This window comes from Parasphingorhabdus sp. (assembly GCF_039977335.1).
Lineage (GTDB): Bacteria > Pseudomonadota > Alphaproteobacteria > Sphingomonadales > Sphingomonadaceae > Parasphingorhabdus.
The window spans coordinates 58820-72162 of record NZ_JBDWDI010000001.1; the positions used below are offsets into that span (position 1 = coordinate 58820).

General features: G+C 51.5%; 8 protein-coding genes. 3 read left to right on the forward strand and 5 right to left on the reverse strand.

Features of this window, described 5'->3' with window-relative positions; translation table 11 throughout:
- A complete protein-coding gene (locus tag ABJM21_RS00290; RefSeq protein ID WP_348301753.1) occupies nucleotides 1-2397 on the reverse strand; it encodes a molybdopterin cofactor-binding domain-containing protein in 2397 nt (798 codons plus the stop codon).
- 445 nt (nucleotides 2398-2842) lie between these two features.
- Here ABJM21_RS00290 and ABJM21_RS00295 point away from each other — a divergent pair, with 445 nt between their 5' ends.
- Nucleotides 2843-3019 (forward strand): hypothetical protein, encoded by a 177-nt coding sequence (locus tag ABJM21_RS00295; protein ID WP_348301754.1) that lies wholly within the window; start codon nucleotides 2843-2845, stop codon nucleotides 3017-3019.
- Between the two features lie 110 nt (nucleotides 3020-3129).
- Here ABJM21_RS00295 and ABJM21_RS00300 read toward each other — a convergent pair whose 3' ends face one another.
- Nucleotides 3130-7701, reverse strand: a complete 4572-nt coding sequence (locus ABJM21_RS00300) for an autotransporter domain-containing protein (RefSeq protein ID WP_348301755.1) — start codon at nucleotides 7699-7701, stop codon at nucleotides 3130-3132.
- A 287-nt stretch (nucleotides 7702-7988) separates the two neighbouring features.
- On the reverse strand, nucleotides 7989-8939 hold the full coding sequence (locus ABJM21_RS00305; protein WP_348301756.1) for a LysR substrate-binding domain-containing protein: 951 nt from the start codon (nucleotides 8937-8939) through the stop codon (nucleotides 7989-7991).
- Between the two features lie 252 nt (nucleotides 8940-9191).
- Here ABJM21_RS00305 and ABJM21_RS00310 point away from each other — a divergent pair, with 252 nt between their 5' ends.
- Both ABJM21_RS00310 and ABJM21_RS00315 read left to right on the forward strand, forming a co-directional pair.
- A complete protein-coding gene (locus ABJM21_RS00310; protein WP_348301757.1) occupies nucleotides 9192-9770 on the forward strand; it encodes a methyltransferase domain-containing protein in 579 nt (192 codons plus the stop codon).
- 127 nt (nucleotides 9771-9897) lie between these two features.
- Nucleotides 9898-10848, forward strand: coding sequence for a DUF547 domain-containing protein (locus ABJM21_RS00315; protein ID WP_348301758.1), 951 nt, complete (start codon nucleotides 9898-9900; stop codon nucleotides 10846-10848).
- Here ABJM21_RS00315 and ABJM21_RS00320 read toward each other — a convergent pair.
- Nucleotides 10845-12824 (reverse strand): glycosyltransferase, encoded by a 1980-nt coding sequence (locus tag ABJM21_RS00320; protein ID WP_348376459.1) that lies wholly within the window; start codon nucleotides 12822-12824, stop codon nucleotides 10845-10847. The genes ABJM21_RS00315 and ABJM21_RS00320 overlap by 4 nt on opposite strands.
- Nucleotides 12825-12862: 38 nt before the next feature.
- Nucleotides 12863-13195: a hypothetical protein gene (locus ABJM21_RS00325; RefSeq protein ID WP_348301760.1), complete on the reverse strand. Its 333-nt coding sequence runs from the start codon at nucleotides 13193-13195 to the stop codon at nucleotides 12863-12865.
- Nucleotides 13196-13343: the final 148 nt, after the last annotated feature.

Consider the following 13343-nt stretch of genomic DNA (forward strand, 5'->3'; position numbering starts at 1 on the left):
CTATTCCTCTACTTGTGCGGTTGCTTCAGTTGGCAAAGTCAGACGACTGCCGCTTGCGCCAATAATCGGTAGTTTTCTGATCCGATGGCCGGTGGCATTGAATATTGCGTTAGTCAGCGCTGGTGCGGCAGGCGGCGTTGCTGGTTCACCGACACCGGCGGGAGCGCTATTTGATTTGACGATTTCCACCTCGAATGCCTTAGGAGCCTCACCCATTCGTAGTACCCGCCAGGATGGAAAGTTATCCTGCACTACAGCGCCGTTTTTGGCGGTTATTTCACCGAACAGCGCGTTGGATAGGCCATAAATTGTGCCACCTTCCATTTGCGCGCGAGCGTGGCGAGGATTGATAACTGTACCGGAATCAACGGCAAGCCAAACACCCGGAATGGTCAGGGCGCCTTCCGGCGTGACTGCCACCTCAATTATGGTTGCGATGTAAGAAAGAAATGACCGATGGACGGCAATCCCTAAACCATGTCCAGACGGCATCTTGCGACCCCATTTTGCCATGCTGGAGACTCTGTTCACCACATTGGTAAGCCGTGCCGTTTCGATTGGATATTCTTCGAGAGAGGCGTCATAATTTGGGTAAGTTGCTCCTTCAGCATTAGGGTCTATCGTGCGGGCATCTCCAATTAGCTCCAGCAAATAGTCTTTCTGATCCTTCCCAGCCGCATGCGCCATTTCCGCAGCAAAGCTCTGGACCGCGAAAGCATGATAGATATTGGATACAGAGCGCAGCCATCCGATCCGGACATGGCCTTTCGCGTTACCGGATTCCACTTGTAGGTTGGGCATCGCGAACGGCACATCAGTCGCTCCCAAGCCCATTTCTCCATCTGTTGGTACATCCATGCCGGGCACGAAGGTGGAGGCAATGGGCGGAAAAACGGTGCGATGGAGGTAGGATGTACATTTTCCGTCTGTATCTAATCCGGCCTCGAGCCGTTGCGCACTCACCGAGTGATAATATCCGTGACGAACTTCATCTTCCCGTGTCCAAGTCACTTTGACAGGTTTACCGACTTCCTTGGCGATCAGCGCCGCCTCGACGACAAAATCCGGCTTGGATTTGCGACCGAAAGCGCCGCCCAACCAGGTAGCGTGAACAGTGATATTTTCTTTGTCGATTTTTAGCAGATCGGACAAGGTCTGGCGCGTCGCCTGTGGGTCTTGCACACAAGCCCAGCATTCCAATTTTTCACCATCCCATTCAGCCGTCGCCGCTGGCGGTTCCATTGGTGATTGTGAAAGATGCGGTGCGTAATATTCTGCTTCAACCCGCTGCGCAGCATTTGCTAGGCCCGAAGCCACATCGCCCCGTTTGCGCCTAACTGTACCAGACCGCTTTGCGGTCGTCTTCATCTGTTCGGCGAATGTTTCAGAATCATAACCAGCGTTGGGACCGTCGATCCAGTCTACCTCCAGTGCATTGCGCCCCTGAATGGCAGCCCATGTATCGGTCGCCACAACCGCCACACCGCCTAGTGGTTGAAAAAGAGCTGGTGGCTTGGCGTCGGGTAGCTTCACGGTTTGCAGCACCCCCGGGACCGCCAATGCGTCCGCGTCACCGACCGCACCAGTTTTGCCAAACAGTTGAGGCGGCCGGGCTACGACAGCGTAGACCATCCCTGGTCTATCAACATCGATACCAAAAGTGCCTTCTCCGCGAGTGATAAGCGGAATGGTTAGCGATGGGATTTCCTTGTTGATGTAGCGCCAGTCCTTAGGATCTTTGAGGGCAACATCTGCTTCCTCTGGAACTTGCAGTCTGGCCGCCAATTTCGCTAGATTGCCATAGGACAGAGTATCACTATTCTCGCTATTGCTGACGAGGCCCTGCGAAGCGGTGCATTGTGACGGTTTCATTTTCCAATAGGTTGCCGCTGCCTCGGTCAACATCTGTTTCATGGCAGCTCCAGCGATGCGCAACCGGTGGAAATTATATCGCACCGACCGCGACCCATCGGTATTCTGATCACCATAGCGTTCATGCCCCTCGGCTTGTACGATTTTGACTTTGTCCCACTCGGCCTCTAGCTCATCGGCAACAATCTGCGCCATTGCAGTCCATACCTGCTGGCCCATTTCCGAGCGGTGACAGGTGATTTTGACGGCACCGTTCTCTTCAATTGCAATCCACAAAGCCGGAGTCGCGTCGCCGCCTTTAACCTCCGTCAATGGGCTAGGGCCTGCTTCCGGCAAGTTTATCGCATCGGGGTCAATTTTGGGTTCTTCATAGCTGGAGCAGCCGACAAGAGCGACGCCGACGACAAACAGGCTGGATCCGACAACAAAACCGCGACGCGACAAATTTGTAATTGCGTGTTTGTCGGAACTTGGTGAGCTACCTTTTGTACTGTCGGGAATAATCCCGATATCGTGCAAGAACATGAATAGTCTCCTGTCTGGTGTGTCAGTCTGTCGTCAATATTGTTAACTCGCAATGGTTCAACGTCGCCGAATTGATATCTGAGCTAGAGAAAAATTCCAATTCAGGCGACCAATAATATATCCGTCTAAGAGTATCATTGATCACCCGCTCGAAGCAATGTCCGCTTTTGCGCTCAAAGCGGACACTAGTGTTTGGTTGAATCAATCTCCAATGGGCGAAGGAGTCAATCTAGCCGTTCCCACTACTGACGATTTAAACCGTCATCCCCGCTTGCGCCGACAATCCGAAAACTTGCGCTCAGGCCGCCGATGGCTCGCCAATTTCCTTGAGACGGCGGACAATCATATCGCCGCGGTCTGCCGATCCACTATGGTCGGAGGCGTGGTTCTTGAGTTCCGTTTCGTCAATCCAGCACAGGTCATCCAGGCCTAAAACCCTGTCATCATGTGCACGAATGGTGATCCGGCTAATCGGCTGACGGTCCTTGGCGCGGTAAATGTGTTGCGTAAAGATGCGACGCCTTTGGCAAAGCCCTATCGCGGTGATCTGGACGTTGTGCAGGTATCAAATGATGTTGGGAATGTGCGGAATAATTGTCTGGAGCTGCTGGTCACTATTTGAACTTTCGATGTTACAACCGCTACATTCCGAAAGCGGACATAGAAAAACCGGCTGATGCACTGCACCAGCCGGTCCCCCGTTCCTCTCCCGAGAACACCATATTGCTTTGATTAAAATTCAAAGCGGACCCGTATGTTACCCGAGTGAGATTGGTAATCAGAGGCGAAGCGGCCCTGATATTCAGCTCCGATGCTGAACCCGCCCTTGTTGACGAGGTTCAGTCCGGCACCAAGATCAAAACGGGATTCAGAAGGTTCTGCTGAGGTTAGACGGAATGTGTCGAGCCCGGCATTGAAGCTTCCGTTTACGCTCAGACCATCACCGATAAAGTCATAGACATAGGCGACGTTAGCGTAAGGCACGATGGACAGGTCTTTACTGTCATCAACCTTACCGGCCAAACGCAGACCCAATGTACCTTCGAGGAAGTCTGTACGATCCGTATCTAGAGTCAGCCCCAACCCGCCAGTCTCGGTCAACGCATCCTGAGACAGGCTGGCATAGCGCAGTCCGGCATGCGGCGTGATCGAGAATGATCCGGTTTCCAGCGTATATCCGCCGTTAACGGCGGCGATAACACCATCCACATCCGATTCACTGGAGATCAGACCGGTAATACCGTTACGGCGACTATCAACATCGCTGAATGAATATCCCAGTTCAGCATTTACAAAGGCAGCGCCAAGATCCAAACCAGCATAACCAGATATCTGATAGCTGTTTATGTCGCTTTCTGCGCCAACAACACCATCTGAATCCACATCGATATCAGAATAGTTGAGCAACAGACCAACAGTCAGCTTCTCGTTCAGTTTGGTGTCGAGCCCAAGGGTGAAGCCCAAGGCATCGCCATCATATCCAACCGCAGATTGACTTTGCGCGTCTCGGTCAGAGGTCCGGTAAAATGCCTGACCCCATATTCCGGTTGCATCACCATCTAAACGGCGTGAGAGCAAGGAGCTAGAGAAACGCTGGGTTTCAAAAATTTCCCTTGCAACACCATCATTGATAGCGGGCAACAAGCCAAGCGCCGATGCTTCAAATGCTGCCAGATCAGCCGAACTGTTTAGGCTGTTTGCTACGTCACCGGCCAAACGATTGTTGGACAATGCCGATGTCAGCGCTCCTCCAAAAGAAGAAATATTGGCATCAGCACTCACCGCAGACAGATCAACAGCAGTTGGCGTTACAGTCACCGAACCCAGTTGCACTGTGTAATCAAGCAGGAAGTCATCATCAGCCACATTCACGGTTAGACCATTATCTGTGAACGTGCCTGTTTCCGTTACCACATTAATTGGCGCACCAATGGTGAGATTGGCAACGTCCGTTGGAGTTTCAATATTGATCACACTGTCCGCGCCAAAGCTGCTGTTGCCAGCAATAGCCAGGCTATCATTGCCCAATTCGAACGCCAACGTACCATTGGATGTAAAGTCACCATCAACGGCCCGAATGCCCGAAATGGCCAATTCTGCTCCGCTATCCACAGTAACATCGACACCGCCTTGTACATCACCGGCCAAAGTCGACGAGCCGCTTGTAAAAGCAAGACCGTCGGCAAAAGCCGAACCAACAAAGTTACCATTAAGCGCACCGCCGTTTTGAACGAATGTTAATCCGCCTAATGCCGTCGATGCATCAACCGCACTCGTCCCGGTCAAGGTTCCGTTGTTGGTGAAAGTGCCCGTAAAATTGACATTCTCGATCAACAGTGCCGCCGCTGTTTCTGAAGTGATTGTGCCGCTATTATCAATGTCGCCATTGACCGTTACGCTGGTCCCAGCGCCCGCACCGTTGAATAACCGCAGACCGGCAGTCGCGCCAGATGCCAAGGCATCACCGCGACCGTTAATCGTTCCCGCATTGGTCAGTGAGATATTTCTCACGTCACCATCAGCATTACCAAGTTGCAGAGATACACCAGACCCCTGATTGCCGGCACCCGCGTCAATGATGCCGCTAGCAAGATTGTTCAATGTGAAGTTATTGGCTGTGCCATCGGCATAAACTGTACCATTGCGTTGGTTACCTGTTCCAAGAATGGAACCAGTGTTGTTTACAACCAGACCCGTGCCATCAATGTTCAGTGCGCGGCTGCTCGATGAGATAGTGCCCGCGTTGTTCACAACAGCACCGGTAAAGTCACCGCCGCCTGCTGGCGTTGCGTTACCGAAGTACAGGCCGTTTTGAATACCGGAAATCGTGCCGCCGACTTGATTGTCGATGGTTCCAGAGAATGACACTCCGTTCACAAAACGAACACCGGCAGTTGTGCCGCTATCGCCTTCACTGTCGATGGTTCCCGAATTGGTAATGTTGCCTGTGAACAGACCAACAGAGCTTCCGTCCAACACTCCGGCATTGCGAGCGCGTTCAAAACGCACGCCGTCGCCAGCAGCAGTCAAACCAGCACCGGCCGTACCGCGACCTTGAATGGTACCAGTGTTGTTAATGTCAAAAGCATTGCCTGTTGCCGAAAGCTCGACCGAGAAGCCAGCACCTTGGTTGCCAGCACCTGCATCAATGGTCCCGTCGTTGTTAAGAGTGAAGTCTTGAGCCGTGCTGTCCGCATAGACGGTACCGTTACGCTGGTTGCCTGTTCCAAGAATGGAACCAGTGTTGTTTACAACCAGACCCGTGCCATCAATGTTCAGTGCACGGCTGCTCGATGAGATAGTGCCCGCGTTGTTAACAACAGCGCCGGTAAAGTCACCACCGCCTGCTGGCGTTGCGTTACCGAAGTACAGGCCGTTTTGGACACCGAAGATGGTTCCGCCGGCTTGGTTTTCGATGGTACCGTTAAAGCTAACACCGTTTACGAAACGGATACCGGCGGTTGTGCCGCTATCGCCTTCACTGTTGATGGTACCAGAGTTGGTGATGTTGCCCGTGAACAGACCAACACTACTTCCGTCCAAAACACCGGCATTGCGGGCGCGTTCGAAGCGTACGCCATCACCAGCAGTGGTCAGACCAGCACCAGCGGTGCCGCGACCTTGGATCGTACCGCTATTGTTAATGTCGAAGGCGTTGCCTGCGGCAGATAATTCGGTTGAGAAGCCCGCGCCTTCCAGCCCGGCGCCTGCATCAATGATGCCATCATTATTCAGAACAAAATCCTGCGCAGTGCTGTCGGCATAGACCGTACCGTTGCGTTGGTTGGCTGTACCAATGATCGAGCCGGTGTTGTTCACTACCAGACCCGTACCATCAATGTTCAGCGCTCGGCTGCCCGATGAGATGGTACCAGCATTGTTCACGACAGCGCCGGTGAAATCGCCGCCGCCGGCTGGTGTTGCGTTACCGAAGTATAGGCCGTTTTGAACGCCAGAGATCGTGCCGCCAGCTTCGTTGGTAATTGTTCCATTGAAGCTTACACCGTTCACGAAGCGGATACCGGCAGTTGTACCGCTATCGCCTTCGCTGTCGATTGTTCCGCTGTTGGTAATGTTGCCCGTAAACAAACCAGTAGTCGCACCATCTAGCGCGCCAGCAACCCGCTCACGTTCGAAACGTACGCCGTCACCGGCTGTGGTAAGGCCAGCACCGGCAGTGCCGCGACCTTGGATGGTTCCGGTATTGTTGATGTCGAAGGCGTTACCTTCAGCAGCCAATTCAACAGAGAAGCCAGCACCTTCATTGCCAGCGCCTGCATCAATGATGCCGTCGTTGTTCAGGGTAAAGTCTTGCGCAGTGCTATCGGCATAGACCGTACCGTTACGCTGGTTTGAGGTACCGATGATTTGAGCACCGGCGATGTTGTTCACAACCAGACCTGCGCCATCAATGTTCAGCGCGCGGCTGTCAGATGAAATCGTACCAGAGTTGTTGACAATGCCGCCGGTGTGATCGGCATCATTACCAAAATAGAGGCCGTTATTTGCGCCTGAAATTGTGCCGCTATTGTCTAATGTGCCTTGGAAACCGATACGGTTGGCAAAGCGGACACCTGCAGTAGGACCTTGGAGCGATTCAGAGTTGATTGTTCCGCCATTTGTTATGTCGCCATTGTAGACATATTCAGGAGCCAATCCTGGACCGAAAAAGCGCAATCCGTCACCGGCAGTTCCGCCCGTTGGAGCCGCTTGACCGCGACCTTGAACAGTACCGTTGTTGACGATCGTGCCGCCACGTGGCGCTCCGCCACCGCCGACTTCAATCGCGATGCCAGCGCCTTCGATGCCTGCATCAATAAGGCCGGTTGCACTGTTGTTAATATTGATATTATTCGATGTCCGGTTGCCGTAAACGGCCCCGTTACGCTGACTACCGGTTCCGCGAATGATACCGTCATTGTTTAATGTCGCGTCCGTGCCATCAAAATTTACGACGCGGGAATCGGCCTCTAGAACGCCGGACACGCCATTGTTTATTGTCGCGCCAGTCGTGCCTTGATTTACCTGGATTGTTTGAGTCACACCAGTGGTACGCAAAGTGCCGTCATTGTTGACGGTTACATCATTATTATTGACGACAACCACAGGTGCGGCGTCGACGGCGCTAATAACACCAATGCCTGCGGTGATTGTTTCGCCATCAGCACCACTCGTGACGGTTATATTGTCACCATTGTTGATAATCTGTTGTGCCTGCGCAGGGATCGCGGTCATCGCGATGATCAAAGCGGCAGCCGATACTGATCTGTTAAATATTGTGGATCGGTTCAAAACGGGGGTCATTAGATTGTGTCTCCATAAAAATTGTAAAAAGAACTGATTGGACGGGAATGCCGATCAGATGCAGCAGCGTTTAAAGAGACAATTCAGAGTGCTCCAATTCCAATTTGAATTGGCGGTCATCACCAAAAGAAATGACAATAATATTCATATATATCATATGCTTATGGTGAAAAGACACGAAAAATACGCCCCGAGCGAGAGCGCATATTTCGTCTATATTTTTCTGCTCCGAAGAGCGCTTGATTTTCAAAGAATCGCGGTTCGTGAATCGCTAGCCATCGAAAAAATCAGGCGCCGATAAAGGAAATCACATCGTCAGGAAAAGTTTGTTTGACGGCGTCAACAATCGGCGGAATTAAAGAAGATCTCGGACAGCCCGTGCGATGTGCAAAGGCAATGGTTCTATTGAATCGATCTGAATCGATCTTGATGAAACGGCAATCCGGTTCATGTTTTGCATATCGTTGTGCGGCCAATGCGGGCAGCAAGGTGCAGCCAAATCCGTGCGCAACATATTGCACCACAGTTTCCATACTCGTCGCTCGCAGGTCCGTTGGAATATTCGATCCAACGCTATCATTATCGCAGAGGTTCAAAGCCTGGTCGCGGAGGCAATGTCCTTTATCAAGAAGGATAAGATCGCCGAGTGGTAATTCTTCTTCAGTAACAGAAGAGAAATTTGCCAAGCGATGGTCCTTGGGTACTGCAAGATAAAGGTTTTCCAGAAATATTGGTACGTTATCAATGCCTTCCACATTAACCGGAAGGGCAAGCATTGCGGCGTCGATATCCTTGGCTAAAATTTGCTCTATCAATTGTTCCGAATAGGCTTCGCTAAATATCATATTGATGCCATCGCAAGACTCTCGCAACGCGGTGCAAAGCAGGGGTACGGCATAGGGGGCTAATGTTGGGAAAAACCCCAGCTTGACGGGAATCGAGAGCGGATCCTGACACGCCCGAACTACGTCGGCCATATCCCGCATTTGACAAAGGACATCCCGCGCGGAATCGAGCACCCTTTGACCCGCCTGGGTAATTTGCACGCCGTTCTGCAATCGTTCAAACAGAACCAAACCGAGCCGTTCTTCAATTCTGCGCACTTGATTGGATAGTGCCGGTTGCGTGACGTTACATTGAAGCGCTGCGCTAACAAAACTGCCCTGTTCAGCAATGGTGGTTAGATATTCAAGGTCACGTTGATTAACGAGCATGTACGTCATGAAAAACTCCCTCAAACACAGCCGGATCGGTCGAGAACCGGCATCCTGATAAACAATGTTCGTGCGAGAAGAGTTTTTGGTTACAGCAGAGTTTTTCCAATGTCCGCGTTTGCGCCCAAAGCGGACTTTATACTTATCACCGTATTACCCTATGGCAGGTATATGGGACGCTTTGGAATCGCGCGAAAACTGCCCTATATCCTGAAAGTGAAACTAATGGCCCTTACGGTGCGAATATTAGTTGATATTATCACCAGGCGACACTGAATGCAGCTATTTTGGAAAATCCCTCTGATCGGCCCGGCCGTATTCGCCGTTTGGAAAATCGATGCCCAGCGGAAATATCGACTAACAAAAAACTGGATAGAGCCTCAAGATCATTTGCTTGAAGTCGGTTCTGGTCCGGGCAGTGTTGTAGAGGTTTTTCGCGAACAGGGGCTGGACGTTACCGCGCTGGATATTGCAGATAACAGTATTACCGACGACCTGAAGCCTATTGTCTATGATGGCGACGAAATGCCTTTTGAGAATCGGTCATTTGACGCTGCGTTGCTCCTAACCATGCTGCATCATACACCTAATCCGGAACATATATTGCGAGAGGCCGCCCGCGTGTCAAAGAGGTTGATTATCATGGAAGATATCTATGATACCCCGGTTCAAGCCGCTTATACCAAGCTGACGGACAAGATTACCAATATGGAATTTATCGGCCATCCCCACAGCAACCGGTCTCATGCTGAATGGCTGGAGACTTTCGGCCGGTTGGGTTTCACCCTTCGCCACTGCGAAATACATAAATTGGCGAAATTATATCAGCAGGCAGTATATGTGGTTGATACATGATGCAAAAAAACGAGTAACGACATAAAGGACTAGCCATTTTGTCACTCACTGTAACGCTTGGCGATTCTGGAGCGAATGTTGGTCATACACGCAAAACTGGTCACATAATCATCTTACAAGGTCCGACATGAAACATCGCTTGATTACGCTAGTATCCCTTCTCGTTTCCGTGCCAGCGAATGCTGCAGATTTTGATCATTCAGGCTGGAATGATCTTTTGTCCGACAATGTCGAAATGGCTCCTGACAACAGCTCGTCAACCGTGGACTATGGACAATTTCAAGAGGATCGCGAGGCGCTAAAATCCTATCTCGAGTTGATGTCAAAAGTCAGTCGCACAGAGTTTGATGCATGGCCGAAACCGGATCAGTTGGCTTTCTTGATCAATGCCTATAACGCCTGGACAGTCGAGCTAATTCTTACACGCTATCCGGATCTGACATCAATCAAGGAACTGGGAACTTTAACCCAGTCGCCTTGGCAAAAGACCTTTATCCCCTTGCTGGACCAGACATTATCGCTGGACAACATCGAACATGATATCATTCGCGGCAGCGGGCTCTACAATGAACCGCGCATTCATTTTGGCGTGAATTGCGCAAGCATAGGTTGCCCGTCCTTGCTCAACGAAGCTTTTGTCGGCAGCAAGCTCGACCAACAATTGGATATGATGACCAAAGGGTTCTTGAGTGATCGCAGTCGCAACCGTCTGGAAAATGGCAGCTTGGCTGTGTCGAGCATCTTCAACTGGTATGGTGATGATTTTGAACAAGGCTGGCGCGGCGCTGAAACGCTCGATGAATTTTTTGCTCTATATGCTGACAGCCTGGATTTGTCCGCCGATGATTTAGAAGCATTGGATAGCGGCGATATGGAAATCACATTCCTGGAATATGACTGGCGGCTCAATGACAGCACAGGACCGGGTACAGCCGAAAACTCCAACTTTATCTCGCCGATATGGTTGATAAGGTCAAACCCTGCTTTAGGGCTGGCCGCTGGCGGCATTCTACTGGTCATGTTTGGCGGTATCATATGGGTTATCCGCCGCCGTCGCCGGAAAACAGAGCAAGCTTAACGGCAGAAAGCTTCCCGTCCGATCACATATAAGATCTTGTGCCCGGCGAGCACCACGCCGCGCACTGTACCGGATATTTTTGAGACACCAATGCGGCGGCGGTAATTGGCCGGACGTTCAGCGATATGCATATCCTGCTGCACGGCTTTTACCTGCATCTCAACCGTCCAACCAAAATCGCGATCGACCATTTTCAGGCGATCAAGTGCATCGGCTCTAATGGCGCGATAGGGACCAAGGTCGGTCATTCTCTTGCCCCAAATAAGCCAGACCAGACGGGTTGCAAGCCAGTTGCCAAATTGTTGGGGGAAGGTCATGGCGCCTGCCTGCTTTTGCCCCAGCGCACGTGAGCCGATGACCAGTTCAGCCCTGCCGTTGATCAACGGTTCGATCAAGCCAGGCCCTTCTTCCGGTACATCGGCACCATCCCCATCCATGAACAGCAATATATTGGTACCTTGCGGAACGGCCGCTATGCCTGCCAAACAGGCGGCCCCATAACCGCGGTTCGGTTCGTGGACAATTTTCGCTCCAGCGGCCTTTGCTTGCTTGATGGTATCATCTGTAGAACCATTATCGGCAACAATGACGCAAGGCGGTGCAGGCCAATTTTGCGATTTAATCTCCCTAACCACGCCGCCAATCGAGGCTTGTTCGTTTAAGGCCGGGATAATGATTGCGATTTCGGGATGCGCTATTGGAGTAAGCGCAGCTGCCAACGGCTTGCTCGTTTTCCTGTCTCCGCGAAGGCGTAGATAGTCCCAGCAAACGGCCGCCAGCAATATCACAACTTGAGCGGCCCAGGCTAATCCGTGCACTTCAAAATCGCGTAGTGCGGGGTCCTCAAGGTTTAACCCTGTCAGGTAGCTAAGCGGTATTATAACCGCTGCGGCAAACGGCCAGATCATGCGTTCCTTTACGGCGAACGGCAATATCCAAAGCAGATACCAAGCGTTCACTGCGGGTGCGAACAATAATATGGCGCCGAATATCGTGGCAATGGGTGCCACATCCAAACTGCGCGTACGGGCGTGCAAGACCATGATGATGCCTATGCCAATCAACGCCGCACTTACCCGTGCAATTGGCGACGGTAGCAAGGCATCCAGCAGCGCAAAACCCATCGGATTATAATACCAATCGCTCGCAAAAACGCCGGTCGAATCAAATCCTGCGCCTTGCCCCTGTATGATGAAGATTCCATAGATAAGGGCCAGAACTCCGATAGCAGATGCCACCGCCCGCCAGCCCATTCGCAAGAGCAGTGGCCAAAGGGCGAGCGCGACTATTTTGGCACCTGCAGCAAACCCAAAGAACAAGCCAGCCGCCAACGGATAACGCTTTCCGATCAATATGCCCGCGAGTAGCAACATCGCCATTACCCCGTCGGGGTGAATGTGAATGATGGTTTCTGCCAATACCAAAGGACACCACGCAAATAATGCCGCTTTTTCAGGACTGGTCCATCGCAGCAGCAAAGCCACCATGATCAAGTTAATCGCTGCAAAAATGACTCTCAGTCCTACCGGATCAGTCCCTGCCAACAGATAGGCGAGCGAAAATATAAACTGTAGTGTCGGGCCGTATATTGTCGGTAGATGCGGATTGTTAACTCCGTCCAAGGTCATCGCAAGATCACCATCGGAAAGGGTTTTTCCAAAAAATTCCACAGGCGCGACACCATATGGTGAACCCGTTAGTGTCAGCCGCCAACCATCCCAGATGAACCGGAAATAGTCGTCTTCAAAAACCGCAAAGCCAAAGATCGCCGCAACGTGCAAGAGCAGGGCAACAACAAATACTGTCTTTGCTGTCAGTTCCCTTGATTGCCAAATACCAACAAAAACCGCCAGGCTACCAACACTTAGCCAGGCGACATAAAGCAAAATCCCAACGTCGTCGCTTCGCGATAACAGCACCAGTCCGACGGTTGCGATCATTGCGACGCCCGCCGTCAATATTGCTGGGAGCCCCATATTTTCTTGTTTGGGATACGCGTCGGCGGCTGGTTGGTTCAAATGACTATGCTATACCGTTCAGAGATATAGAATAGCACAGCTTGCCGCTGTTTCGTTTTGAGTTTGAATTCACCTGCTTTTACCTTTGCGGCAACTTCGCGTGCCGTTTTGCCGTCATTAACGCCACCACTATAAGCACATTTTTTGCAGGTGATGCGTTTTTTGAACGCCCTTTTACCTTTGCTATATGCCACTTCGCGAGGATTGCGTGGCTGAGACGCACCAAATCCGCCGCCGCTATATCCGCCGCCGCCACCACCGCCAGACGCTAATGCCGGTGCCGAAACCAATACCGCTGCTGCTGCTAAAACTAAACTCAGGTTTTTCATAACGCGCTCCTAAAAATTTGTCCGGAGGTTTTAATCCCTCAGCCGAATTTCGAGCCGACATCGCATTTCGTTACAGATCGGTTTGAAAATTACGAAATTTATGTAACGCTATGCTAGTCTCAACCGAACCATCGGCTGATCAAATGCC